At 64.2% G+C, this 25,661-nt stretch carries 24 protein-coding genes and 2 pseudogenes; 15 read left to right on the top strand and 11 right to left on the bottom strand.

The genetic code is table 11. The annotated features are described in order from the left end of the window. The first annotated feature begins 2 nt into the window (after positions 1-2). Positions 3-395, top strand: a complete 393-nt coding sequence (locus AB8Z38_RS25625) for a group II truncated hemoglobin (RefSeq protein ID WP_369720527.1) — start codon at positions 3-5, stop codon at positions 393-395. A gap of 88 nt (positions 396-483) precedes the next feature. Here AB8Z38_RS25625 and AB8Z38_RS25620 read toward each other — a convergent pair whose 3' ends face one another. Then, complete coding sequence (locus AB8Z38_RS25620; protein ID WP_369720526.1) at positions 484-1,269, bottom strand: IclR family transcriptional regulator C-terminal domain-containing protein; 786 nt, start codon at positions 1,267-1,269, stop codon at positions 484-486. A gap of 108 nt (positions 1,270-1,377) precedes the next feature. Between AB8Z38_RS25620 and AB8Z38_RS25615 the strand changes: the two are divergent. The 3 genes and pseudogenes from AB8Z38_RS25615 to AB8Z38_RS25605 all read left to right on the top strand — a co-directional run bounded on the left by AB8Z38_RS25615 (position 1,378) and on the right by AB8Z38_RS25605 (position 4,959). Continuing rightward, positions 1,378-2,735: pseudogene (locus AB8Z38_RS25615) on the top strand (Rieske 2Fe-2S domain-containing protein). A 129-nt stretch (positions 2,736-2,864) separates the two neighbouring features. Continuing rightward, positions 2,865-4,301 carry a glutamine synthetase family protein gene (locus AB8Z38_RS25610; RefSeq protein WP_369720525.1) on the top strand — a complete coding sequence of 479 codons (1,437 nt, stop codon included), beginning with the start codon at positions 2,865-2,867 and terminating at the stop codon, positions 4,299-4,301. A gap of 289 nt (positions 4,302-4,590) precedes the next feature. Next, a complete protein-coding gene (locus AB8Z38_RS25605; RefSeq protein ID WP_369720524.1) occupies positions 4,591-4,959 on the top strand; it encodes a hypothetical protein in 369 nt (122 codons plus the stop codon). A gap of 171 nt (positions 4,960-5,130) precedes the next feature. On the opposite strand, the gene AB8Z38_RS25600 is transcribed toward AB8Z38_RS25605, so the two are convergent. The 7 genes from AB8Z38_RS25600 to AB8Z38_RS25570 form a co-directional block, all read right to left on the bottom strand. Further along, positions 5,131-5,844: an ABC transporter ATP-binding protein gene (locus AB8Z38_RS25600; RefSeq protein WP_369720523.1), complete on the bottom strand. Its 714-nt coding sequence runs from the start codon at positions 5,842-5,844 to the stop codon at positions 5,131-5,133. Next, positions 5,837-6,592 (bottom strand): ABC transporter ATP-binding protein, encoded by a 756-nt coding sequence (locus tag AB8Z38_RS25595; protein ID WP_369726605.1) that lies wholly within the window; start codon positions 6,590-6,592, stop codon positions 5,837-5,839. The genes AB8Z38_RS25600 and AB8Z38_RS25595 overlap by 8 nt, the downstream gene beginning before the upstream one ends. 3 nt (positions 6,593-6,595) lie before the next feature. Beyond that, the gene (locus AB8Z38_RS25590; protein ID WP_369720522.1) at positions 6,596-7,540 is read right to left on the bottom strand and encodes a branched-chain amino acid ABC transporter permease; all 945 of its coding nucleotides are present in this window, start codon (positions 7,538-7,540) and stop codon (positions 6,596-6,598) included. Next, positions 7,537-8,454 (bottom strand): branched-chain amino acid ABC transporter permease, encoded by a 918-nt coding sequence (locus tag AB8Z38_RS25585; RefSeq protein ID WP_369720521.1) that lies wholly within the window; start codon positions 8,452-8,454, stop codon positions 7,537-7,539. The genes AB8Z38_RS25590 and AB8Z38_RS25585 overlap by 4 nt, the downstream gene beginning before the upstream one ends. 372 nt (positions 8,455-8,826) lie before the next feature. Next, positions 8,827-9,045 (bottom strand): hypothetical protein, encoded by a 219-nt coding sequence (locus tag AB8Z38_RS25580; protein WP_369720520.1) that lies wholly within the window; start codon positions 9,043-9,045, stop codon positions 8,827-8,829. A gap of 1 nt (position 9,046) precedes the next feature. Next, positions 9,047-9,706 (bottom strand): acyl-homoserine-lactone synthase, encoded by a 660-nt coding sequence (locus AB8Z38_RS25575; RefSeq protein WP_369720519.1) that lies wholly within the window; start codon positions 9,704-9,706, stop codon positions 9,047-9,049. Between the two features lie 82 nt (positions 9,707-9,788). Further along, complete coding sequence (locus tag AB8Z38_RS25570) at positions 9,789-10,517, bottom strand: autoinducer binding domain-containing protein (protein ID WP_369720518.1); 729 nt, start codon at positions 10,515-10,517, stop codon at positions 9,789-9,791. A 164-nt stretch (positions 10,518-10,681) separates the two neighbouring features. Between AB8Z38_RS25570 and AB8Z38_RS25565 the strand changes: the two genes are divergently transcribed. The 9 genes and pseudogenes from AB8Z38_RS25565 (at position 10,682) to AB8Z38_RS25525 (ending at position 19,565) form a co-directional block, all read left to right on the top strand. Then, positions 10,682-10,858, top strand: a complete 177-nt coding sequence (locus tag AB8Z38_RS25565; RefSeq protein ID WP_369720517.1) for a hypothetical protein — start codon at positions 10,682-10,684, stop codon at positions 10,856-10,858. Positions 10,859-11,094: 236 nt separating this feature from the next. Continuing rightward, positions 11,095-12,033 carry a LysR family transcriptional regulator gene (locus AB8Z38_RS25560; RefSeq protein WP_369720516.1) on the top strand — a complete coding sequence of 313 codons (939 nt, stop codon included), beginning with the start codon at positions 11,095-11,097 and terminating at the stop codon, positions 12,031-12,033. Positions 12,034-12,167: 134 nt separating this feature from the next. Continuing rightward, positions 12,168-13,046, top strand: a complete 879-nt coding sequence (locus AB8Z38_RS25555) for a shikimate dehydrogenase (RefSeq protein ID WP_369720515.1) — start codon at positions 12,168-12,170, stop codon at positions 13,044-13,046. A gap of 57 nt (positions 13,047-13,103) precedes the next feature. Then, positions 13,104-14,234, top strand: a complete 1,131-nt coding sequence (locus AB8Z38_RS25550) for an ABC transporter substrate-binding protein (RefSeq protein WP_369720514.1) — start codon at positions 13,104-13,106, stop codon at positions 14,232-14,234. A gap of 103 nt (positions 14,235-14,337) precedes the next feature. Further along, positions 14,338-15,213 (top strand): branched-chain amino acid ABC transporter permease, encoded by an 876-nt coding sequence (locus AB8Z38_RS25545; protein ID WP_369720513.1) that lies wholly within the window; start codon positions 14,338-14,340, stop codon positions 15,211-15,213. Then, positions 15,210-16,208, top strand: coding sequence for a branched-chain amino acid ABC transporter permease (locus AB8Z38_RS25540; RefSeq protein WP_369720512.1), 999 nt, complete (start codon positions 15,210-15,212; stop codon positions 16,206-16,208). Before AB8Z38_RS25545 ends, AB8Z38_RS25540 begins: the two co-directional genes overlap by 4 nt. After that, on the top strand, positions 16,205-16,948 hold the full coding sequence (locus AB8Z38_RS25535; RefSeq protein WP_369720511.1) for an ABC transporter ATP-binding protein: 744 nt from the start codon (positions 16,205-16,207) through the stop codon (positions 16,946-16,948). Before AB8Z38_RS25540 ends, AB8Z38_RS25535 begins: the two co-directional genes overlap by 4 nt. Before the next feature lie 13 nt (positions 16,949-16,961). After that, positions 16,962-17,699: an ABC transporter ATP-binding protein gene (locus AB8Z38_RS25530; RefSeq protein WP_369720510.1), complete on the top strand. Its 738-nt coding sequence runs from the start codon at positions 16,962-16,964 to the stop codon at positions 17,697-17,699. Next, positions 17,696-19,565, top strand: a pseudogene (locus AB8Z38_RS25525) (bifunctional sugar phosphate isomerase/epimerase/4-hydroxyphenylpyruvate dioxygenase family protein). Before AB8Z38_RS25530 ends, AB8Z38_RS25525 begins: the two are co-directional and overlap by 4 nt. 184 nt (positions 19,566-19,749) lie before the next feature. Here the strand turns inward: AB8Z38_RS25525 and AB8Z38_RS25520 are convergent. Continuing rightward, entirely contained in the window at positions 19,750-20,922 is a 1,173-nt protein-coding gene (locus AB8Z38_RS25520; protein WP_369720509.1) for an ABC transporter substrate-binding protein, read from the bottom strand. 306 nt (positions 20,923-21,228) lie between these two features. Between AB8Z38_RS25520 and AB8Z38_RS25515 the strand changes: the two genes are divergently transcribed. Beyond that, on the top strand, positions 21,229-22,494 hold the full coding sequence (locus tag AB8Z38_RS25515; protein WP_369720508.1) for an NAD(P)/FAD-dependent oxidoreductase: 1,266 nt from the start codon (positions 21,229-21,231) through the stop codon (positions 22,492-22,494). Positions 22,495-22,743: 249 nt separating this feature from the next. On the opposite strand, the gene AB8Z38_RS25510 is transcribed toward AB8Z38_RS25515, so the two are convergent. Together AB8Z38_RS25510 and AB8Z38_RS25505 are read right to left on the bottom strand one after the other, a co-directional pair. Beyond that, positions 22,744-23,841: an ABC transporter substrate-binding protein gene (locus AB8Z38_RS25510; protein ID WP_369720507.1), complete on the bottom strand. Its 1,098-nt coding sequence runs from the start codon at positions 23,839-23,841 to the stop codon at positions 22,744-22,746. An 11-nt stretch (positions 23,842-23,852) separates the two neighbouring features. Beyond that, complete coding sequence (locus tag AB8Z38_RS25505) at positions 23,853-25,073, bottom strand: cytochrome P450 (RefSeq protein ID WP_369720506.1); 1,221 nt, start codon at positions 25,071-25,073, stop codon at positions 23,853-23,855. Positions 25,074-25,156: 83 nt separating this feature from the next. Between AB8Z38_RS25505 and AB8Z38_RS25500 the strand changes: the two genes are divergently transcribed. Next, a complete protein-coding gene (locus tag AB8Z38_RS25500) occupies positions 25,157-25,660 on the top strand; it encodes a MarR family winged helix-turn-helix transcriptional regulator (RefSeq protein WP_369720505.1) in 504 nt (167 codons plus the stop codon). Position 25,661: the final 1 nt, after the last annotated feature.

The raw sequence follows: 25,661 nt of genomic DNA, 5'->3' as shown, positions 1-25,661 counted from the left end.
CTATGACCGACAGCGATGTCACGACGTCGATGTTCGAGCGGATCGGCGGCAGCGCCGCCATCGACCTTCTGGTCGATCGTTTCTACGACCGCATGGACACGCTGCCGCAAGCGAACATCATCCGCGCGATGCATGCGGACGACCTCGGCCTGATCCGGGACGTGCTCAAGCGCTATCTCACCGAATGGACCGGCGGCCCAAAACTGTACTCAGTCGAGAAGGGCCATCCGCGACTGCGTCAGCGCCACATCGGCTTTGCCATCGGCGACGCCGAGCGCAACGCCTGGCTGCTCTGCATGCGCTGGGCGCTGGAGGAGACGGTTGTGGACGCCGCGGCGCGGCAGGACCTCGATCGCGCCCTGTCGGGCCTCGCCGACTGGATGCGCAACCGCTAGCCGCGCAGTAGCCCGGATGCAGCGAAGCGCAATCCGGGAAGATCTCGCCCGCGGTGATATCCCCGGATTTCGCTTCGCTCCATCCAGGCTACAACAGCTGCGTACCGACGGACTCCGCGCCTTCACACAGTAACGGCAAAAACCGCACGACCAACTCTTTGGCCGGCACGCGATCGACGTGGGCGCCCATGTTGATGGCGGCGACGATGACATTGTCATAGCGGCGCACGGGGACGGAGATCGAGCGAAAATGCGGCTCGGCTTCGCGGTCGACCAGCGCATAGCCTTGCACGCGGTCGGCGACAATGCGCGCGAGCAATGCCTTCGGCTCGGTCACCGTCTGCGGCGTCAGCGCCTCGCGCTTCATTCTCTTCAGGCGTTCGAGAAGTTCGATATCATCGAGTTGCCCGAGCATGGCGCGGCCGACCGAGGTGCAGAAGGCCGGCAACCGATAGCCGATCTCGAGTCCGCTCGAAAACACCCGCGCCGGGCCACCACGGGCGATGAACACGACGTCATCGCCATCGAGCACTGCGAGCGAGGAGATTTCGTTCGCCGCGGTCGCGACACGATCCAGCACCGGTTGCAGCACCGTGACAAGCTGGTTGGACCGCAGATACGACGCCGCGAGCGTCAGCACATGGGGCGTCAGCGAGAACAGTTTTCCATCGCCGCTGACAAAACCGCCGTACTGGAGCGTCAACAGCATGCGCCGCGCGGTTGCGCGCGGAAGACCGGCGGCGCGGGCCAGATCGCTGAGCGTCATCGGGCCCGCATTGGTGCCGAAGCACTGCAGCAGGCGTAGCCCGCGATCGAGACTCTCGACGAAATCCGTCGCGCGTTCGTCGCTCTCGCTCCGCTTCAGTTTGGGCATGTCGGGACGTTCCTGCAAAATAGTGCTTGCTGCCGGACCAAGGCATGTCATAATTCGCCCATTCGTTCAATAGGCGAACAAACGTCACTCCACGAGGATGCACTCGCCATGATGAGCCAGGAGCAGAACGACCTGATCACCCGCACTGGGGCGAAGGAGCCCTGCGGCAGACTGATGCGAAGCTATTGGCAGCCGGCGGCGCTGCTCGATGAGCTGGAGGGCGCGCGGCCGATCCGCCCCGTCAAGCTGCTCGGCGAGAATTTGGTCCTGTTCCGCGACGAGGGCGGACGCTACGGCCTGATCGACCGCCACTGCGCGCACCGCGGCGCCGACCTCGCCTTCGGACGGCTCGAGCATGGCGGCCTGCGCTGCGCCTTCCACGGCTGGCTGTTCGACGCGACCGGCCAATGCATCGAGACCCCGGCCGAGCCGAACGACTCGAAGCTCTGCCAGAACGTCCGGCAGCGCTCATATCCGGTGGTGGAGAAGAGCGGCATCCTGTGGGCTTATCTCGGCGAGGGCGATCCGCCGGCCTTTCCAGAACTCGACTGCTTCATCGCACCCGGCACGCACACCTTCGCCTTCAAGGGCCACATGGCCTGCAACTGGCTGCAGGCGCTCGAGGTCGGCATCGATCCCGCGCATGCGTCCTATCTGCATCGTTTCTTCGAGGACGAGGACACCTCCACCGCCTACGGCAGGCAGTTCCGCGGCGCGTCCGCAGGTAGCGACCTGCCGATGACGAAGATCCTGCGTGAATTCGACCGCCCGATCATCAATGTCGAGCACACCGAATACGGACTGCGGCTGATTGCGCTGCGCGAGATCGACGAGGAGCGTACCCATGTACGCGTCACCAACCAGCTCTTCCCGCACGGCTTCGTCATTCCCATGAGCACGGAGATGACGATCACGCAGTGGCACGTCCCGATCGATGACGGGAACTGTTACTGGTACGCGATCTTCACCAGCTACGCGAACCCGGTCGACAAGCAGAAAATGCGCGAGCAGCGGCTCGAGCTCTACGAGCTGCCCGACTACAAATCGCGCAAGAACAGCGGCAACGATTACGGTTTCGATCCGCACGAGCAGCAGACCGCGACCTACACCGGCATGGGCAGCGACATCAACGTGCACGACCAGTGGGCGGTGGAGTCGATGGGCGCGATCCAGGACCGTACGAAAGAGCATCTCGGCACGAGCGACAAGGCCATCGTGCAATATCGCCGCCTGCTGCGGCAGGAAATCGAGAAGGTCGCGGGCGGCGAGAAGCCGATGCTGTTTCTCGACGCGGCCAACGCGTGCAGCATCCAGGGTCCGGCCACCATGGACGGCATCGGGCCGACGCGGGGCTGGGAAACCTACTGGATGGAAGTCGACGTCAAGCGCCGCCGCGGCGCCCCTGGACCGCACCGGTGCCGAAGGAGATCGCGGAGAATGTGCATCGGCTGACGGCGGCGGAGTGACGATCGTGCTCGGCTCCCGTAGGGTGGGCAAAGGCGCAAAGCGCCGTGCCCACCATGCTTCCACGAAGGCGATAGACGTGGTGGGCACGCTTCGCTTTGCCCACCCTACGGCAGTTGGGGAGTGAAAAAGTGACTTTCGTCGCGCGACATGCGCTGTGGTCGGACGAGCAGAGGGACGCGGCAACTCGGATGCGTCGGATCGTCGAGGAGAAGAATCTCGAGGTCATCCGCCTCGCCTTCCCCGACCAGCACGGCATCTTGCGTGGCAAGACCATCATCGCCGCCGAGGCGCTCGCTTCGCTCGAGAGCGGCTGCTCCATCACCACGACGATGCTTGCGAAGGACACCTCGCACCGCACGGTATTTCCGGTGTTCACCGCCGGCGGCGGGTTCGGCATGAAGGAGATGGAGGGCGCGGCCGATGTGCTGATGGTCGCCGACCCCACAACTTTTCGCGTGCTGCCTTGGGCGCCGGCGACCGGCTGGGTGCTATGCGATCTCTACTTCGCGAACGGCCGTCCCGTGCCGTTCGCGACGCGTGGGATTTATCGCAAGACGCTCGATGAGCTCGCGAGCCGCGGCTACGATTTCGTCGCAGGTCTCGAGGTCGAATTCCACATCTTCAAGCTCGACGATCCGCATATGCGGCCCGAGGACGCCGGCCAGCCCGGGACGCCCCCGTCGGTGAGCCTGCTCAGCCACGGCTATCAATATCTCACCGAGCAGCGCTTCGATCAGATGGAGCCGGCGTTGGAAATCCTGCGCCGCGACATCGTCGCGCTGGGGCTGCCCTTGCGCTCGGTCGAGGTCGAGTTCGGACCGAGCCAGTGCGAATTCACCTTCGCGCCGAAAAAGGGGCTGGAGCCCGCCGACAACATGGTGTTGTTCCGCAGTGCCGTGAAGCAGATCGCGCGCCGCCACGGCTATCACGCCACCTTCATGTGCCGTCCGAAACTGCCGAACACGTTGGCGAGCGGCTGGCACCTGCATCAATCGATCGTCTCGCGCACGAGCGGCGAGAACCAATTCATGGCGAAAGAGGGTGGCGAGCCGCTCAGCGCCTTCGGCCATGGCTATCTCGCCGGCCTGCTCGACCACGCCCGCGCCTCGACCGTGTTCACCACGCCGACCATCAACGGCTACAAGCGCTATCGCTCCTATTCGCTGGCGCCGGACCGCGCGATCTGGGGCCGCGACAATCGCGGCGTGATGATCCGCGTGCTCGGTGGCGCCGGCGACGCCGCCACGCGCCTCGAGAACCGCGTCGGCGAGCCGGCCGCCAATCCCTATCTCTACATGGCTTCGCAGATTCTAGCCGGCCTTGACGGCGTCGACCGCAAGCTCGACCCCGGCCTCTCCGCCGATACGCCTTACGAGACTAAGGCACCGCTGCTGCCGAAGAGCCTGCGCGACGCGGTCAGCGCGCTGAAGGACGATCCGTTCTTCCGCGAAAAACTCGGCGCGGAGTTCGTGGACTATTACACCCATATCAAGAATGCGGAGATCGACCGCTTCCTGGCCGAGGTGACGGATTGGGAACATCGGGAGTATTTCGAGATGTTTTGAGCCGGGTGCGCCTCACCTCCTCGTGAGGCGACTTCGTCCGCTCTGTTCCGACGACATTTGACCGCTCCCGACGAAGCCATTTTCCCTGCTCCGCGAAAACCGGCGGAAAGACAGCGGATGTAGGGTGACCACCGTGATCAACAATGGAGTTCGGTCATGTTCGGTCAATTATTCAGCCTGATCTATCGCCTGTCCTGCCGCGCCACCCTCATTGACATCGGCACGCACCGTTTGGCGCGCTAACGGGCGGCTTAGGTAAGACGAGCTGACCAGATAACGGGGATTTTCCATGCGCAAGCTGATCCTGATCGCAACTGTGTCGCTGTTCGCAACGCAGGCGCATGCCGGCGGCCCGCGAAGCCTCAGCCTCGCGGCGACCAACGCAAGCCAGCAGGCGGCCGAACAACCGGCCTCACCGCCGGCGGCCGCACCGCAGGCAACACAGGTCCCGGCGACGACGCCAGCGGCAAATGTCCAGACGGCGACCACCACACCCGCTTCAGCTCCGCCGGCAACAACAGCTCCGGCCGCGGCGCCTGCTCAGGCGACCGCTGCGCCAATTGCCAGGACGACCGAAACAGCCAAGCCGAAACGCCGGCAGCCGTCCACCGAGGCGCGCGTGATCCGCGAACTGCACCGGCATGGGATTTATTGGTGAGAGCCCGGATGTCGTCCTGGCGAAGGCCAGGACCCATTACCCCAGGAAGGGGTTTGGCGAGGACCGTTCGGGACTGATACCGTCCACAATGGACAGACCTTGCGGTATGGGTCCTGGCCTTCGCCAGGACGACACCGAGTGAGCGGCACCAGCGTGGCGCCCCTCACCGTCTCAAATCCCCAGATACTTATGCTGCAGATCCGGCTCGGCCATCAGCTGGTCCGACGTGCCGCTCCACACTGTCTTGCCGCGCTCGATGATGGTGTGGCGATCGCAGATGCGGGCGAGATGGTCGACATTCTTGTCGACGACCAGGATCGACTGACCCCGGCTTTTGAGCATCGACAGGCAGTTCCAGATCTCTTCGCGGATCAGCGGCGCCAGGCCCTCGGTCGCTTCATCCAAGATCAGGAGTTTTGGGTTGGTCATCAGCGCGCGGCCGATCGCGAGCATCTGCTGCTCGCCGCCCGAGAGCTGGTTGCCCATGTTGGAGGCCCGCTCGGCAAGGCGCGGAAACAGCACGTAGATCGCGGCCAAGGTCCAGGGATTGGCACTGCCAAAGCGGTCGGCGGCGGCGGCGACGAGATTTTCGCGCACGGTGAGGTTGGGGAAAATCTGACGCCCTTCCGGCACGAGGCCGACGCCGAGCTGCGCGATCCTGTAGGACGGAAACTGCCGCACGTCGGTGCCCGCGAAGCGAATGCTACCCGCGCGCGCCGGCGTCAGGCCCATGATGGAGCGGATGGTGGTGGTCTTGCCCATGCCGTTGCGGCCCATCAGCGAGACCATCTCGCCGGCTTTGATCGAGAGCGACAGGCCGAACAGCACCTGGGACAGGCCGTAGCAGGTCTCGATGCCGTCGACCTCGAGCAGCGCGTCAGCCATGGTGTGTCACCGCGTGCTGGTCGCCGAGATAGGCGCGCTTGACGTCCTCGTTGGCGCGGATCGCAGCGGGATCGCCCGACGCAATGACGCGGCCATAGACCAGCACCGAGATGCGGTCGGCGAGCGCGAACACCGCGGGCATGTCGTGCTCGACCAGCACGATCGAGACCTCCTTGCGCAACTCCTGGAGCAGCTTCACCATGCGCTGCGACTCGGTGACGCCGAGACCGGCCATCGGCTCGTCGAGCAGCAGCAGCTTCGGCTTGCTCGCCAGCGCCACCGCAAGCTCCAGCTCGCGGCGCTCACCATGGCTCAGTCTCGCCACGACGATGTCGGCGCGATGCAGCAGCCCGACGCGGTCGAGCGCTTCATGCGCGGCGTCGCGCAGGCCCTTCTCCTTGCGCGCATTGGCGAAGAAGCGGAACGAGTGGCCTGCATGCGCCTGGGCCGCGAGCGCGACATTGTCGGCGGCGGTGAAGTCGGGCAGCAGCGACGTGATCTGGAACGAACGCGCCAATCCCAGCGCGCAGCGGCGGTAGGCCGGCAAATAGGTGATGTCGCGACCGCCGAGAGAGACGCTGCCGGAATGCGGCTCGAGATGTCCGGTGAGCTGGCTGATCAGCGTGGTCTTGCCGGCGCCGTTCGGGCCGATGATGGCGTGCAGCTCTCCGGCCGCCACATCGAGCGAGACGTTGTCCGTCGCAAGGATGCCGCCGAAGCGGCGCACCAGCTTTTCGACGCGGAGCAGGGTTCAGCCACGGTTGAGCCTCCCGAGCAGGCCCATGATGCCGCCGCGACCGAACAGCACGATCAGCAACAACAGCGGGCCCATAATCAGCGCCCAATATTCGGTGATCTGCGACAGGAACTCTTCCAGCAGCAGATAGACCACGGCGCCCATGACCGGGCCGAACAGCGTCCCCATGCCGCCGAGGATCACCATCACCATGAGGTCGCCCGAGCGGGTCCAGTACATCACGGCCGGGCTGATGAAATCGGTGTTGTTGGCGAGCAGCGCGCCGGCAAGGCCGCACATGGTGCCTGCGATGACGAAGCAGACCAGCTGGTAGCGCTTGGCCGGAAAGCCGATCGCCTGCATGCGTTGCTCGTTTGAGCGCAGCCCCTGCACGACAAGACCGAAGCGCGAATTGACGATGCGCCAGATCAGGAAGATGACACCGAACAGGCAAGCGAGGCAGAGATAGTAGAACTGGGTGCGGTTCGACAGGTTGACCAGCCCGGAGAAATCGCTGCGCTTGTAGATGGTGAGGCCGTCATCGCCGCCGTACCGCGCCAGCCCGGAGGCGACGTAATAGGCCATCTGCGCGAAGGCGAGCGTGATCATGATGAAATAGACGCCGCGGGTGCGCAAACTCAGCGCGCCGATCACCAGCGCATAAAGCGCGGACGCCGCGAGCGCGACCGGGAACTGGATGAAGCCGCTTCCGACGCCTTCCTGCGCCAGCATGCCGACGGCGTAACCGCCGATGCCGAGATAGGCGGCATGGCCGAAGCTCATCATGCCGCCAAAACCCATAATGAGGTTGAGGCTCGCCGCCGCCAGCGCGAGGATGACGATGCGGGTGAACAGCGTCAGGATGAAGATGTTGCCCGATACTTGCGAATACAGCGGCAGCAGCACTAGCCCGGCCAGCATCAGGGCCGTAACGGCCTTTCTCACGGTGAAAGCCTTCATCGACGGTTGGCCGGAAACAGCCCCTCCGGGCGCACCACCAGCACGATCGCCATCAACAGATAGATCAGCATCGACGACAGCGCGGGCGCGGCGGTGGAAGCCGCGGCGCCGCTCAGCACCTGCCGCAGCAAATTGGGCAGGAAGGCGCGGCCGAGCGTGTCGATCATGCCGACGAAAATCGCGGCCAGGAACGCGCCGCGGATCGAACCGATACCGCCGATCACGATGATGACGAAGGCGAGGATCAGGATGTTCTCGCCCATGCCGATCTGCACGGTGAGGATCGGCGCCTGCATCAACCCTGCAAGGCCGGCGAGCGCGGCCCCCAAGCCGAACACCAGCGTGTACAGCAGCTTGATGTTGATGCCGAGCGCGCCGATCATCTCGCGGTTGGAGGCGCCGGCCCGGATCAGCATGCCGACGCGGGTGCGCATCACGCCGAGATAGAGCAGCAGCGCCACCAGCAGCGCCACCACGATAATGGCGAGGCGATAAGCGGGATAGTGAATGCCGGGCAGGATCGGCACCGGCACGGTGAGCCAGACCGGCAGCGGCAGCGCGAGACCAGCCGGGCCCCAGATCAGCCGCACCGCTTCGTTGAAGAACAGGATCAGGCCGAAGGTCGCGAGCACGTGATCGAGATGGTCTCGCCCGTAGAGATGCCGCAGCGCCGTCATTTCGAGCACGATGCCGAGCACCAGCGTCGCACCGAGCGCCAGCAGCGCGCCGAGCAGGAAGCTGCCGGTCCAGGCCGCAAAGGTCGCGGCGAAATAAGCGCCCATCATGTAGAGCGAGCCATGCGCGAGGTTGACGAGATCCATGATCCCGAACACCAGCGTCAGGCCGGCGGCGAGCAGGAACAGCAGCAGACCGAACTGCAATCCGTTCAAGAACTGTTCGACGACGAGCAGCATCAAAACTCTTTCAGGCGCACGCGGACGCCCGCCGATGTTCGGACACAGTCGCCATCAGTGAAAGAGCTCCCCCGCCTCTTCAAGGCCAAAAATGGGTAATGGCAGTATCGTTCCGAGGCAAGAGCGATTCGACTCCAGACATGCACTTTGTTGCATGCCGCTGCATGTGATCGCGTGTGCGCCGCAAGAATGTTGCCGCCCGGGTGGGTCAGCCTGTCACACCCGTAGGCGAGCGGAAGCGACGCCGTCCTTCGGACGGCTATGCCGGCCATGACGCTGTGGAAGCTTCATCGCCCCGAACTCTCACGCATATGCGATAGCCCTCCCCGTCGCCGGGAGAGGGTGCGAACCAGTTCAGAATAATGGATGCCTCTAGTGCGACGTCAGCTGGTGGGGAAACTCATCCGGCTCGGCGAACTCGGTGTTTGCGGTCGAGGCCTCCAGCGCCGCCATCCGGAACAGATAGGCAAGGGTTGCCAATCCGCTGTCTTCCGCCATCTGCGCCAGCTCGAGCGCCATGTCCGACATATACCCGAGATTTTCGTCCTTGATCTGCGCCATGATCTGGCTGTCCCGCATCATGTTCGACATCTCAGGCGCTCTTTCGTTGCGCGGTGGCAAGACCGCAGAGGTTGGCACGGGCGACGGCGTCCAGATGCGGGCCGTCCTGACGCACGACCGACACCATGCCGACGCGATCGTGCAGCGCGTCGACTGTCTCGCTGCGGATGTCGATGGTCGCCGCCATGGTCCATGCGCCCTCCACCAGAGCCGGCAGGCCAAGCGGCGTCACGACGAAGCCGGCCTCGTGGAAGCGCGGCAACCACCAGGTCTCCATGATCGCACTGACCTGCGCGATTCCCTGGCCGAGGCAGAACTCCTGCACGGCCGCCATGAGCTGCAGGTTGAGCGCGCCATCGCGGCGATCACGGACCACGAAATAGCGCGACCATTCCCACACCAGCGGATCCGCGGGGCAGCCGCGCACGGCCGCCAGATGCGGGAACACCTCGCTCATCATCGAGGGCTTGGTCGTCGGATAGAGCCGGTGGCCGCCAACGACGCGGCGGCCCTCCAGCGCAAGCAGATAAACGGTGTCCTCGTTGTCGTAGGAGTCGATCTCGCGGCCGTCCGGCTTGCGCAACGTCTCCCAGTGGCGCTCCTCGACGAAGATGTCGTGACGCAACCGGAAATGCTGATCGAGCACGTCCTCGTAAAGGTGACGGTTGACCGCGGAAATTGCATGAATCATGAAAACCCCCATTCGTCCCGCAATGGGGGAGCCTCTGCGAAAACAGACAGGCTCGGTATTGGGAAATTTCCCAGTACGTCGCTTAGGGATTGATGATCTTGTGGCGTATCGCCAGCGCGACCGCATGCGTACGGTTGACGGCGCCCAACTTGCGCGCGGCAGTTGCGAGATGCTCCTCTGCCGTGCGCTGCGTGATGTGGAGGATCTCGCCGATCTCCCAGGCCGACTTGCCTTGCGAGGCCCAGACGATCACCTCGCGCTCGCGAGGGGTCAGGCGCGCCATCTGCTGCGGTGCCCGATCGAGCAGACGGCGAATGTGATCGAAGCCATACATCGCCATCAGGTGCAGGGCCGGCTTGCTGCGGGCGTTGAGATCCAGATGGATGCCGCCGAGCGAGACGGCCGCCTCATATCCGGTAAGCCCGTGAATCGGGACGATGAAGCCGCGCGACATGCGGAAATCGGAGGCGCGGTTCATCACCTCTGCCGCTCCCGGATCGAGCTCGGAATCATAGGGTGCTTCCGACCACTCAAACGGGTTGACCGATTGCCGGCACATCCGCACCACCGGGTCGACGCGGTCGTAATTCTTGTCGGTGTAGAGGCTGAACCATCCCGCCGGCCAACGCTTGGCGAGCACCATCTGCTCGAACCGCTGATCGGGATTCGGCAATCCCGTCACGATGATGGTTTCGAAGCCGAAGCGCCCGAAGGCCCCTTCGAGCGCATTCATTGCGTCCGGAACCATACGATAGGCCTGCAGCCCTTCGATGAAGTCCAGCGCTTCCCGGCCATAATCCACGGCGGACATCGGTGCGTTTCCTGACCCTCGCCGCTCCGTATAGCACGTCTTTGGGGGCTGCCTCAATTCGCGCGTCCGTAGTTTGCCGGCGTGTCGCCTGCGCCAGGGATTTAACTACTTGTGGAGGAAGTGACGTCAAGTTACACCTACGCGCCTGAAGCGGGAAAGCCACGATGGAAGACGAGAACATCGCCCTCAACAGCGTGCTCGGTCTGGAATTGAACCGCGTGTTTTTTGCCGTCCGCGATACGGCAAACAAGCAGAAGATCATCGAGTTCGCGCGCGAAGTGCTGCAAGGCGAGCGCGACGAGCGGCCGGGCAGCGCGTCGCCGGAAGGACCGGCGAGCTGAAGCTACTCACAGAAGCGAACGGTGCGAATGCATCACGCCGCTGCGACTTCCTTTGCATTCGAATTCCTGATCAAGCTAACAACAATCCAACCGCGAAGCCGATTTCCATTCTCCGCTTCCGGGACACGGATGAATCCCGTCCGCTCCGTCCACCTCGACGCACACTTACCGCTGGATGACATCGCTTCTCTCGTGACATGATCGCGACCACGATCGTCTTTCGGGAAGTCCAGGACATGATGACGCTACGCCAGGTTGAAGTGATCCGGGCCGTGATGGTGACGGGCACCATTGGCGGCGCGGCGAAGCTCCTGAACGTGTCGGCGCCCGGCATCAGCCGTCTGGTCAAATACACCGAACGCTCGCTCCGCATCCGCTTCTTCCAGCGCCAGAACGGACGTTACTTCCCGACGCCGGAAGCCGAGAACATTTTCGAGCAGATCAACGGCGTCTACAAGAAGGTCGACGACCTCTCCGAGATCATCTCCAAGATCGGCCGCGGCGGCCTCTCGGAGCTGCGCATCGGCTCGGTGCCGAGCATTTCGCAGGTGATGGTGCCGCGCGCGATCGAACGGGTGCGGCGCCGCTATCCCGATCTCGGCATCGACATCAACATCCTCAAGCTCGAGGAGGCCATCGACTATCTCATGCTCGGCCGCGGCGAGTGCGTGGCGATGAGCTACCGGCTCGAACATTCCGGGCTCGACTTCATGCCGCTCGCCTCGGGCGAGCTCTACTGCATCGTGCCGCCCGGCCACGAGCTTGCCGGCCGCAAGCAGGTCTCGGCCGCCGAGATCACCCGCTATCCCCTGATCGGCATCGATCCCACCGATCCCTACGGACGGATCATGGCGGAGATGTTCGCGCGCCACCGGCTCGCCTACAACATCACCATCCGCGCCCGCTTCGGCACCACGGTGTGCGCGCTGGTGAAGGCGGGGCTCGGCATCGCCATCATCGACCAGTTCACGGTGGCCCATGGCGGCTACCCCGGGATCGAGCTACTGAAGATCACCGAGCCGACGCGGTTCGACACCTATATTGCGGTGAAGCGCGGCGCGCCGCTGTCGCTCCATGTCGAGTATTTCATCGAATCCCTGCGCGCCGAAATGCGCGCGGTCGAACCGTCCCGTAGCAACGGCAAGAGCGCTTCAACACGCGGACGCAAGAAATAACATCAGGTTAGGTTTGCCAGACAAATGGGTAATTTGTGTTAGGCGGGGGAAAGTCTATCGTTCCCCTTGGAATTGCACGAATTTGGCGGCTAATGGCCGGAAATCAACGCTCATCATCAAGCGATAGTGGATCAATGTCAAAGCGCGGACCTGCCGCATCCAAGAAACTCCTGACCGGCCTGATCGGCGCCCCGATCGCCCATTCCGCCTCTCCCGCCATGCACGAGCGCGCCGCCGAGGCGCTCGGGCTGCGCGGCCACTACCAGCTCATCGAGGTTGCCGGAGCTGACGCCGCCGGGCTCCGCATGATGCTCGAGGGCGTGCGGCGGCTCGGCTTTGCGGGCGTCAACGTCACCTTTCCTTACAAGGAGGCGGTGGTCCCGCTGCTCGACGAGTTGGCCACGACCGCGGCCACCATGGCCGCAGTCAACACCGTCGTCGTCAAGAACGGCCGGCTGATCGGCCACAATACCGATACCACCGGCTTTGCGCGCGCCGTCAAGCCGCTGCTGGCTCCTTCCGGAAATGCGGTGGCCGTGATTGGTACCGGCGGCGTCGGCAAGGCGATCGCCTTTGCACTGGCGAGCCTGAATGTGTCTGACCTCCGCATCTTCGACAGCGAGCCGGCGCGGGCCGAGAAACTCGCCGCGCTGCTGACCCGGCATGGCGGCGCGAGGGTGGCCGGAAGCGTCGAGGACGCGCTCGACGGGGCAACCGGCCTCGTCAACGGCACGCCGGTCGGCATGCTGCCGAACCGGGACATCCCGGTCCCGCCGGCGCTTCTGCGCGAAAACCTGTGGGTTGCCGATGCCGTCTATTCGCCGCTGATCACGCCGCTGCTCGCCGCAGCGCAAGGGATGGGCGCGCGGATCATGACCGGGCGCGAGCTTGCGATCTACCAGGCCGCCGATGCCTTCGAGCTGTTCACCGGGCTTGCACCTTCCACGGAGGTCATGGGAGAGGCTTTTGACGGCGTCATGGCGCAGCGAAGCTCGACTTACAACGCAGCGTAACCTAAGCGGCCGGACACAAGGCCGTCGACAAAACTGAAGAAACCAAGGAGGAATGAGATGAAATCCACACTACTGGCAGGCGCCCTGCTTGCCTTCGCCGCCGCAACCAGCGCCCACGCCCAGGCCATCAAGCTCGCCGACGTCGCCGAGCTCTCGGGCGGCGGCGCCACCGTCGGCACCAACTGGAAGAACGGCATCGACCTCGCGATCGAGGAGATCAACGCCAAGGGCGGCGTGCTCGGCCGCAAGCTCGAGGTCACCCACGCCGACTCGCAATCCAACCCGGGCGTCGCTCGCGCCCAGGTGCAGAAGGCGCTCGATGCCGAGCCCTACGTGCTGCTCGGACCCGGCTATTCCGGCTCGGTGAAAGTGACCGCGCCGCTCGCGGCCGAAGCCGGCATCACGCAGATCATGGGCGGCGAAGCCGCCGAGCTGACGCAGGCCGGAAACAAATTCCTGTTCCGCACCTCGTTCGGCCAGCAATCCTCGATGCCGAAAGTCGCAAAGTACATCCACGACGACATGAAGGCGAAGACGGTCGCGGTGGTCTGGGTCAACAATGATTTCGGCCGCGGCGGACGCGACGTCGTGATCAAGGAGCTCGACAGGCTCGGCTCCAAGGTGGTCGCCGATCTCTCGACCGAGGCAGGCCAGGCCGATTTCGCTGCCGACGTCGGCAAGATCAAGGCCGCCAATCCCGATGCCGTGTTCGTCTATCTCAACGAGGAAGAGAGCGCGCGCATCCTCAAGGAGCTGAAACGCCAGGGCGTCACCGCGCCGCTGATGGGCGAGACCACGCTGATCGGCCAGAAGGTGATCGAGCTTGCGGGCGACGCCGCCAACGGGGCGCGCGGCCATGTCGGCCTCACCACCGACGCGCCGGTCGACCTCATCAAGGCGTTCCGCGACAGGTTTGCGAAGAAGTACAATTACGTGCCCGACCACAACGGGCTGAAGGGCTACCTCGCCGTCTACATGGTCAAGGCCACCACCGAGAAGATGGGCAAGGTCGATTCCAAAGCCTTTGCCGACACGCTGCACGGCCTGACCATCAAGGCCGCGGACGAGCCGGGCATTCTGATGGACGTCACCTTCGACCAGAATGGCGACATCGATCGCCAGAGCTTTCTGGTCGAGGTGGTCGAAGGCAAGCAAGTGGTGAAGCAGGTGCTACCGAAGCTGAAGTGAGGCTCTCTTCCTCCCTCTCCCCGCCCTTCGCGGGGAGAGGGAGCGATAGATCTGAATTCGTGTCGATCCAGTTCACTCGGGCGCTGACGATCAAAGAGAACCCATGTCCAATCTGTTCGATCTTCTGGTCGCGGGACTTGCCACTGGCGCGATCTATGCGCTGGTCGCGGTCGGCTTCACACTGTTGTGGCAGACCTCACAGACCATCAATTTCGCACAAGGCGAGTTCGTGATGCTGCCGGCGTTCCTGATGCTGGCAGCGATGCATGCCGGCGCGCCGTTCTGGCTCGCGATCATCCTCGGCATCCTGCTCTCGATGATCCTGCTCGGCCTCGCCTTCAAGATGCTGCTGGTCGATCCGATGATGCGCCACGGCGTGCTGCCGCTCGCGATCGCGACCATGGCGCTGGCGATCGGCATCAAGGAGGCCGTGAAGCAGTTCTTCAGCGCGGAGGCCTCGCCGTTCCCCTCGATCGTGCCGACCGGCGACATCTCGGTCCTCGGCCATGTTGTCTCGCTGCAAAGCATCAGCGTGCTTGCCCTCGCCATCCTCGCCGTGCTCGGCCTGACCATGCTGCTGAATCGCACCTCGCTCGGCCACCAGATGCAGGCGGCGGCGCAAAACCCGACGGTGGCGCGCATCATCGGCGTGCCGGTCGAGCGCATGATTCTGCTGACCTTCCTGATCAACGCTGTCCTGGTGGCGCTGGCTTCGCTGCTGATCACGCCGATTTACCTGGCAAAATTCGCTTCGGGCGAGGTGCTGGGCCAGGCCGCTTTCATCGCGGCGATCGTCGGCGGCTTCAACCAGGTGCGCGGCGCGATCGTCGGCGGCCTGCTGATCGGCGTGCTCGACAATCTCGCGGCGTCCTATGTCTCGACGCAGTATCGCGCGGCGGTGCCGTTGATCTTCCTGATCCTCGTCATCCTGTTCCGGCCGCAAGGCTTGCTCGGCCGCGCCGAGGAGCGCACGGTATGACCGGCTTTGCCAAGCCTCTCAAGGTCGCGCTCGGGCTCGCCGTTATCGCCGGCCTGATCATCGTGCCCATGAACTTCAACCGCTACGGCCTGTTCATCCTGAGCCAGTGGGCGGTGATGACGATCGCCGCGATGGGGCTCAACCTCACGCTCGGCTATGCCGGTCAGGTTTCGCTGGCGCAAGGCGCCTTCGTCGGCATCGGTGCCTATGCGGCGGCAATCATGACCACGCATGGCTGGCCGCTGCCGGCCGCGATTGTGGTCGCCATTGCCTTGAGCTTCGCAGTCGGCTGGGTCCTCGGCTACCCCGCGCTACGCGTGCAACACCATTACCTTGCCTTCGTCACGCTGGCCTTCTCGACGCTCGCCTTCCTGGTGTTCCGCAACGAGAGCTGGCTGACCGGCGGTATCTACGGCATCTCCAATATTCCGCGGCCGCACATCTTCGGGATCGCGACCAACAAGCCGCTGCCCTTCTACTATCTCTGCCTCGGCTCGCTCGCGATCGTGTCGCTGGCGGTGTGGTGGTTGATCCGCTCGCCGTGGGGCCGCGCCTTCCTGGCGCTGCGCGAAAATCCGCTGCGCGCGCAATCGCTCGGAATCGACACAAGGCGCTACACGCTGATGGCGTTCGCGATCGGCTCGGCGCTGGGCGGTATCGCCGGCGCACTCTACGCGCCGCTGACGCAATATATCGATCCGGTGCCGTTCAACCTGTCGCTCTCGCTCGACCTCCTGATGATGGTGATCGTCGGCGGCGCCGGCTTTTACTTCGGCCCGTTCCTCGGCGCGATGATCGCAGTGCTGCTGCCGGAATGGCTGCGCTTCACGGAGGGCTATTATTTGATGCTCTACGCGGTCGCGGTGATGCTGCTCCTGATCTGGTCGCCGACCGGCATCCTGGGAATCCTCGACCGCTATCTCGCCGAGCGCCGCACCAAGGCCGCATCCGCGTTGCGCGCCGTCGCAAAGTCCCGAATGGAGACGGTGCAATGACCGCGGTGCTCGAAGTCACCGACATCAAGAAGAGCTTTGGCGGCATCACCGCGGTCGACGGCGTCTCCTTCGACGTCCGCGAAGGCGAGATCCTCGGCCTGATCGGACCGAACGGCTGCGGCAAGTCCACCTTGTTCAACTGCATTCTCGGCCAGCTCACGCCGAGCGGCGGCGAGGTCAAGCTCGACGGCAAGGTGGTCACGGGCTTGCGCCCCGCCGAGCTCAACAAGCTCGGCGTCAGCCGCACCTTCCAGCTGTTGCAGGTCTTTCCAAAACTCTCGGTGCGCGAGAACCTGATCCTCGCCGGGCAGGAGCACCAGGGCAACATGGCTTCGCGCCTGGTCGGTCGCTCCGACGCCGGGCTGACCGATATCGCCAACCAGATGATCGGCTTCTTCAAGCTCGACCACCTCGCCGCCGAGCCGGCCGGCGCTCTTTCCTACGGCCAGCAAAAATTGCTCGATGCGGCCATGGCCTTCATGGGTGGGCCGCGCCTGGTGTTGCTCGACGAGCCCGCCGGCGGGGTCAATCCCTCGATGCTGACAGATCTCAAGGAACGACTGGTCGCGATCAACCGCGAGAAGAACGCCACCTTCGTCGTGATCGAGCACAACATGGAGTTCGTGATGTCGCTGTGCTCGCGCGTGATGGTGATGGCGGAGGGCAAGGTGCTGGCGATGGGACGGCCGGACGAGGTCCGCAACAACCCCGCCGTGATCGAAGCCTATCTCGGACATTAGGGAGAGCGGGAGCATGTGCAACACGATCCTCTCGGTTCAAAACCTCGTCGGCGGCTACGGTAAGATGACGATCCTGAACGGCACGAGTTTCGCCGTGCCGCAGGCCACGATCACCACCATCATCGGCCCCAACGGCGCCGGCAAGTCGACGGTGTTCAAGGCGATCTTCGGCCTGTTGAAGCTGCGCGAGGGCAACATCATTTTTGCAGGCCGCGACATTACGAATTTGAGCCAGCGCGCACTGCTCAATGCCGGCATCTGCTACGTGCCGCAGGGCCGCAACATCTTTCCCGAGCTCTCGGTCCGCCACAATATCGAGCTCGGCGGCGTCGCCGCGGGCAAGGGCATCGACCTGCCGAGGCGGATCGAAGCCGCGCTCGACCTGTTTCCGGCGCTTCGCCGCAAGTCCACGCAGCAGGCCTCGACGCTGTCGGGCGGCGAGCAGAAGCAGCTCGAGATCGCGCGCTCGCTGCTGCTCGAACCGAAGCTCGTGCTGATCGACGAGCCCTCGATTGGCCTGTCACCGCTGATGGTGCAGCAGACCTTTGACATCCTCAAACGCTTGCGCGACGGCGGCGTCACCATTTTGATGATCGAGCAGAACGCGCGCTCGGCACTGGAGATCTCCGATTTCGGCATCGTGCTCGAACTCGGCCAGACCCGCATGTTCGACGGCGCCAAGCGCATCCTGAACGATCCACGCATCGGCCAATTATTCCTGGGTGGCGCCATGGAGGACAACGCAGCATGAACAAGCGCTCGATCGCGACCGTCTCTCTCCGGCGCGCTGGACGAAAAGCTCCGCGCCGCCGCATCCGCCGGCTTCGAGGCCGTCGAAATCTTCGAGAACGACCTGCTGTCGTTCGGCGCAGGTCCGCGCGACATCGCAAAGCTCTGCCGCGATCTCAATCTGGAGATCTGCGCGTTCCAGCCGTTCCGGGATTTCGAAGGCATGCCGGAGCCGCAGCGGACGCGCAATTTTGCCCGCGCCGAGCGCAAGTTCGATTTGATGCAGGAGCTTGGCACCGATCTGCTGCTGATCTGCTCCAATGTCTCACCTCACTCGCTCGGCGGCATCGACCGCGCCGCGGACGATTTCCGCGAGCTCGGCGACAGCGCGGCCAAGCGTGGCTTGCGCGTCGGCTACGAGGCGCTGGCCTGGGGACGGCATGTCAACGACTACCGTGACGCCTGGGAAATCGTGCGGCGGGCCGATCATCCGGCGATCGGAATCATCCTCGACAGTTTTCATGCGCTGGCACCGGGTTTTCCCACCCGCGCGATGGCCTCGATCCCGGGTGACAAGATCTTTCTGGTCCAGCTTGCCGACGCCCCGAAACTGGAGCTCGATATCCTGTCGTGGAGCCGGCACTTCCGCTCCTTCCCCGGTCAGGGCGACCTGCCGATCGGCGAGTTCATGCGGGCGATCGCGGCGACCGGCTATGCCGGCCCGCTGTCGCTGGAAATCTTCAACGACCAGTTTCGCGCCGGCTCCACCGCGCAAACCGCGGTGGACGGCCTGCGCTCGCTGATCCTGCTGGAGGACCAGCTTGCACCGGATTGGCCGAAGCGCGTCGGCGAGCCGCTGGCGCCGAAGGCGAAGAGCCGTGGCACCGGCTTCATCGAATTTGCGGTGAACGAGGCCAAGGCCGGCGAGCTCGCCCGCCTGTTCTCACAGCTCGGTTTTCGCAAGACCGGCAAGCACCGCAGCAAGGCGGTGGAGCGCTGGTCACAGGGCAAGGTCGAGCTCGTGATCAATTCCGAGACCGACGGCTTTGCACATTCGCATTACGTCACGCATGGCCCCGGCGTCTGCGCCATCGCGCTCGACGTCGACGATGCATCCCGCGCCATGCAGCGCGCCGAGACGCTGAAGGCGCGCACCTTCTACCAGCCGGTCGGGCCGGGCGAGCTGGAAATTCCGGCGATCCACGGCGTCGGCGGCAGTCTTCTCTATTTCCTGGACCATGCCGGCAGGAACTGGGACACGGATTTCGAGCCGGTCGCAAGCGACGCCGCGGCCGACGCCCTGCTCGCCGTCGATCACATCGCGCAGTCGATGCCGTATGACGAGATGCTGTCCTGGCTGTTGTTCTACACCGGCATTCTCGACCTGAGGCGGTTACCGCAGATGGAGATCGCCGATCCAAGGGGGCTGGTGCAGAGCCAGGCCGTGACCAACGGCGACCAGAGCCTGCGCTTCGTGCTCAACGGCTCCTCCGCCAACCGCACGCTGCCGGCGCGCTTCATCTCGGAGTTTTTCGGCTCAGGCGTCCAGCACATCGCGTTCACATGCAAGGACATCTTCGCGACGGTCGCCGCGATGCGCGCCCGCGGCGCGGACTTCCTGGATATTCCGGACAATTATTACGACGACATCGAAGCCAAGTACGATCTGGCCCCCGAACGGATGGCGCAACTTCGCACCAACCACATCCTCTACGACCGCGAGGGCGACGGCGAATTCTTCCAGGTCTACACCCACATCTTCGACGAACGGTTTTTCTTCGAGATCGTCGAGCGAAGGAATTATCAGGGATTTGGCGCCGCGAATGCCGGGATTCGGCTCGCAGCGCAAGCCCGCGAGGTCGGGCCGGTGAGCATGCCGCGGGTGTAGGTGCTCTTACCCTCTCCCCTTGTGGGAGAGGGTGGCTCGCCGCGTGGCGGCGAGACGGGTGAGGGGTTTTCTCCGCGTACACCTCAACATCAGTCACGCCGCCGATAGACCCCCTCATCCGGCGCTTCGCGCCACCTTCTCCCACAAGGGGAGAAGGGGCTACGTCACTGGTGGCTGACTCAGCTCACTTCATCGGGCACTTGTCGTGGAAGCGGTCCTGGTCGTCGGTGACGATGGTGGCGGCGGTCTTCAGCGAGAGCTCGCCGCCGGCACCCTTCACCACGTCCTGCAGATAGAAGTTCTGGATCGGGATGTGGTTGTTGCCGTATTTGAAGGCGCCGCGCAGTGACTTGAAGTTGGCCTTCTCCATCTCGGCCTTCATCGCATCCTTCTTGCTGGTGTCGCCGCCGACTGCGACCACCGCGCTGTTGATCAGCTGCGCCGCGTCATAGGCCTGCGCGCCGTAATAGCTCGGCCTGGCGCCCGGATATTTCTTGCGGTAGTCGGCGACGAACTTCTTGTTCTGCTCGTTCGGGAGATCGTTCACCCACTCCTGCGCACCGGGCACCCCGAACGCATTCTCCTTCTGCAACGGCAACGTCGTCTCGTCGACGGTGAAGGCGGTGTAGAGCGGCATGGTGGTCTTCATGCCGGCCTGGACATATTGATTGAGGAATTGTGCGCCGGCCGCACCGGGATAGAACACGAAGATCGATTCGGCGCCGGAGGCGCGGGCTTTCGCCAGCTCGGCCGAGAAGTCGAGCTGGCTCGGCCAGACCGTATATTCCTCGCCCTTGATCTCGCCCTTGAAAGTGCTCTTGACGCCCGAGAGCATGTCCTTGCCTGCGGCGTAGTTCGGGCCGATCAGGAACACGCTCTTGACGCCATTCGCGTTCATGTAGAGGCCCATCGCGGCCGGCGTCTGGTCGTTCTGCCAGGAGGTCGAGAACACGTAAGGGCTGCAGAGCTCGCCCGCGAGCTGCGACGGGCCGGCATTGGCCGAGATCATGAAGGTCTGCGAATCCACCGCGGTCTTGAGCGAGGCGAGCAGCACGTTCGACCAGATGTAGCCGACGATGAAATCAACCTTGTCGGACTGCACCAGCTTCTCGGTCTTCTGCTTGCCGACATCAGGCTTCTGCCCGTCGTCCTCGTAGATCACCTCGACCGGCTTGCCGTCCATCTTGCGCCCGAGATGGTCCAGCGCGAGCTCGAACGAGTTGCGCATGTCGTTGCCGATCACGGCGGTCGGGCCGCTGAAGGTCGATACGAAACCGATCTTGATGGTGTCGCCGGCGAAAGCCGGACTTGCCAGCGTCAGCGCAGCTGCGCCCGCCAGCCAGAATGCTGTCCTCATAACCACTCCCCTCCTCAATTCTCTTTGTCCCGGAAGCGGGGTGATCGCCGCCCCGGACTGGTCTCTTTAGAGCGCAAAATCTGTCGAGCCGCCAATGGCCTCGGCCCCTGCCCTGCACCATAATTCGCCCTGATCGTTAATGGCAAGAACTATAGTTCTACTCCCTTCGGCGGCGCCTGCGGCGCTTTTCCGCGGGCGTCGATACCATCGCCTATTCCACCATTGATGACGGCTATTGGACCGCGGACCAGTTTCCGCACTTAAATGATGGGCGAGAATGTCTCGTCAGACCCGAGGGCAGCTTCCATGACCACGACACCCCATCGCGTCGTTATCGTCGGCGCCGGCTTCGGCGGGCTGGAGACGACCTACCGGCTCGCCGGCAGCCCGGTCGCGATCACGCTGATCGATCGCCGCAACCATCATTTGTTTCAACCGCTCCTCTATCAGGTGGCAACGGCCTCGCTTGCGACCAGCGAGATTGCCTGGCCGGTGCGCCATCTCATGCGCGACCGGCGCGACGTGACGACGCTGTTTGCGACAGTGAGCGGCGTCGATGCCGGCAGGCGCGCTGTGCTGCTCGATGACGGCAGCGAGGTGCCATACGACACGCTGGTGCTCGCGACCGGCGCGCACCATGCCTATTTCGGCCATGACGAATGGGAGCAGTTCGCGCCCGGGCTGAAGACGCTGGAGGATGCGACGACTTTGCGCCGTCACATCCTGGTGGCGTTCGAGCGCGCGGAGCGCGAGACCGATCCAGCGCGACGCGCGGCGCGGCTGACCTTCGTCATCGTCGGCGCAGGCCCGACTGGGGTTGAGCTCGCCGGCACCATCGCCGAGATGGCGCATCACACATTGCCCGACGATTTCCGCAACATCGACACGCGAAAAGCCCGTGTGGTGCTGATCGAGGCAGGCCCGCGCGTGCTCGCCGGCTTTGCCGACGAGCTCTCGGCCTATGCGCAGGCGTCACTGGAAAAGATCGGCGTCGAGGTCGTGCTGGGCCAGGCGGTCACCGAGATCGACCGCGACGGCGTGGTCTATGGCGGCCAGCGCCTGAACGCGAAGACCAAGATCTGGGCCGCCGGCGTTCGCGCCTCGCCCGCCGCCGAATGGCTCGGCGTGCCGGCCGATCGCGCCGGGCGCGTCGAGGTCGAGCCCGACCTGACCATCCCGGGCCATCCAGAGATCTTTGCGATCGGCGATACCGTGACCATCAACGCCTGGAACGGCAAGCCGGTGCCCGGCATCGCGCCGGCCGCCAAGCAGGAGGGCCGCCATGTCGCCGAGAGCATCAAGGCACGCCTGCGCGGAGAGAACGCAGGGCCATTCCGCTACAAGCACGCCGGCAGCCTCGCGCAGATCGGCAAGCGGCTTGCGGTGATCGACTTCGGCCGCATCAAGCTGCGCGGCACGATCGCATGGTGGATCTGGGGCATCGCCCACATCTACTTCCTGATCGGCCTGCGCCACCGGCTCAGCGTCGCGCTGAGCTGGCTCTGGATCTACGCCCGCGACCAGCGCGCCGCGCGGTTGATCACGCAGGGAAGCAGCAAGGTGGTGGGCTGACGCTTGTTCGCCCTCGCCCCGTTCTTACGGGGCCGTGACGAGCTTCGCTCGCGCTGAGACGGTCGGGGTAAGGAGCCGCCTCCGCAAACTCCGGCCTCTCCCCGCAGGCGGGAGAGGCAAACGGTGCTGGCCGCCACTACTTCACCAATTCACAGCCACCTGCCGCCATCGGACGAAACGCCTGATCGGCAGGAATCGTCGAGACCAGCTTGTAATAGTCGTACGGATATTTCGACTCCTCCGGCTTCTTCACTTCGACAGATACATCGGATGCACGACGCGGCCGTCCTGGCGGATGGCGGTATCGCCGAACAGCTTGTCTTTGCCTTTGAACTTCTTCATCTCGGGCACGACGTCCTTGGCATTGTCGCTGCCGGTCGCGGCGATCGCGTTGAGGTACGCGAGCGTGGCGGCATAGACGCCCGCCTGGTTACCGCTCGGCATCTTGCCATTCATGCCGGGCCGCGCGGCGAAGCGTTTTGCAAACGCCCGGGTGTCGTCGTTCATGTCCCAGTAGAAGGCCTCCATGAGCTGGAGCCCTTGCGCGACCTTGATGCCCATGCCGTGGACGTCGTTGATGAAGAGCAGGAACGCCACCAGCTTTTGCCCGCCCTGCTGGATGCCGAACTCGGCCGCCTGCTTCACCGCATTGATGGTGTCGCCGCCGGCATTGGCGAGCCCGATCACCTGCGCCTTCGAACCCTGCGCCTGCAACAGGAACGAGGCGAAGTCGGAAGTGCCGAGCGGATGTTTCGAGGAGCCGATCACCTTGCCGCCGTGCGCCTCGATGTATTTCTGTGCTTCGGCCTCGATGCCCTTGCCCAGCGCGTAGTCGACTGTGAGGAAATACCAGTCCTTGCCGCCGCGCGACATCATCGCGGCTGCCGTGGTGTTGCCGGTCGCCCATGCGTCGTTGACCCATTGGATGGTGTTGGGCGAGCAGGCCTTGCCGGTGAGATCGGAGCTTGCCGTCGACGAGGCCAGGAAGGTCATGCGGCTGTCGCGCAGCAGCGTGTTGATCGAGAGACCGACGGCGGAGTTCGGCACGTCGACGATAGCGTCGATGCCGTCGGCATCGAGCCACTTTCGCGCAATGGCGTTGCCCACGTCAGCCTTGTTCTGGTGGTCGGCATAAACGATTTCGACCTTGATGCCTTTGCCGCCGCCGTTGAAGTCTTCCGCCGCCATGCGCGCGGCCTCGACCGAGCCCATGCCATTGGTGTCCTGGAAGATACCGGAAATATCGTTGAGCACGCCGACACGCACGACATTGTCGGATATCTCGGCACTTGCGGCGCCGCTCACAAGGCTTGCGGCCAGCGCAAGCGTCCACTTCAGATGCTTCATGATTTCCCCCTTTAAACCGGCGTGATGGCGACGGGCAGGCTATCGAGCCCGCGCAGCGTGTTGTTGAAGCGGCGCTTCGGTTCGCCCGTGATCTCGATCTTCGCGACACGGCGCGCCAACGCTGTCAGCATTGTCTCGCCTTCGAGCCGCGCCACGAGCTGGCCGACGCACATGTGAATGCCCGAGCCATAGCCGACATGGCCCGAGGTGCGGCGCGTGATGTCGTAATTGTCGGGATTATCCCAGCGCCGCGGATCGCGATTGGCGGCGGCGAGGAACATCAGCACTTTCTCGCCCTCGCCGATGCTCGCGCCGGACAGCTCGACCTCACGCGTCGTGGTGCGGAAGAATGTCTGCACCGGGCTCTCGAATCGCACTGCCTCCTCGAAAGCATTGCGCGCGAGCGTGAGATCGCCACGCAAGCGCCGCCACTGCTCCGGGAAGCGCGCGAGGCAATAGACGGCAGCACCGATGCCGTTGACGGTGGTGTCGAGGCCGGCCGACAAAAGCGAGCGCACCAGCAACGGCGCCTCCGCCGCCGTGATCGCGCCCTCGTCGACTTGGGCATGGATGCAGGAACCGATGCCGCCCGGCGTGAGATTGTCGCGCTGGCATTGAGCGGTGACATAGGCCTGGTGCGGCGCCGAGCGCGCGATTGCCTCCTGACGCAGCTCGTTGGGCGGACCGAAGGCGTTGAACACGACGCTCGCATAGGGGATGAGATGCTCGCGGCCATCCGGCTTCAGCCCCAACGCATCCGGGAAGATCGAGAGCGGATAGGCTTCCGCGAGATCCGTGACCGCATCGAAACTGCGCTTGTCGAGAAGCACGTCCACCCGCGCCTCGGCCGCTGCCGCAAAACGGTCGCGCAGCCCCTTCATCACGGTCGGCGACAGCACTTTTGACAGCACGGCGCGAGTCCGCGTGTGCGCGGGCGGATCGGCTTCTAGGATCAGGCTCGGCGGCCGCCACGGCGTTTCCTTCTTGAAATCGGAGAGGCCGACACCGCGGCTGGAACAGAAGGTCGCGGGATCGTTCAGCACGGCATGGACCTCGGCGAAGCGCGCTACGCCATAGACATTCCACTTGTCGAGATAGACGACCGGCCCCGCCTCCCGCAGCAGCTCGTGCGTGGGATAGGGATCAGCAAAAAAACTCGTCGCAAAGGGATCGACGTCGAGATGGGGGACGACCGACGGACCGCTTGATGCTGGGGAGCCGGATGCGCTCATTGAAGTTCTCCCTCATTTTGATCTTGTGAAAGCTCGCCGCATACCCTTAGGTCTGCGAACATCCCGCGAGTCAGAATCCCGACATGCCGCCGCCTTCCAGACCTCGCCAGAAGCCTGCGCCCGCCGAGCTGGGACCGACGCTCGATCTCGACCGCTACGTCCCGGCGATCATCACCTTCATCGCCAACAAGCTGTCCAATAGCGCGACCGCGTTCTATCAGCGGCAGTTCGGCGTCAACGTCACAGAGTGGCGGATCATGTCGCTGCTGGCGATCGAACCGGGCATTCCGGCCTCCCGCATCTGCCAAGTTATCGGCTTCGATAAAGGCCCGGTGAGCCGGACGCTTGCCGGTCTGGAAAAGCGCGGGCTGGTGTCGATCCGCACCGATCCGAACGACGGCCGCACCCATTCGATCGCGCTGACGGCGAAGGGCCGCGCCGCCCACGATAAAGTCATCGTCGCGGCGCTGGAGCGCGAACGGCGGCTGCTGTCCTGCCTCGGCGAGGACGAGCGCGAGGTCCTGATCGGCCTGTTGCGCCGGCTGCATGAAAATCTCGGCGCGGTGACCGACGGCAGCGGGGCCTGAC

Source organism: Bradyrhizobium sp. LLZ17, assembly GCF_041200145.1.
GTDB lineage: Bacteria > Pseudomonadota > Alphaproteobacteria > Rhizobiales > Xanthobacteraceae > Bradyrhizobium.
This window is presented reverse-complemented; position numbering and strand designations above follow the sequence as displayed.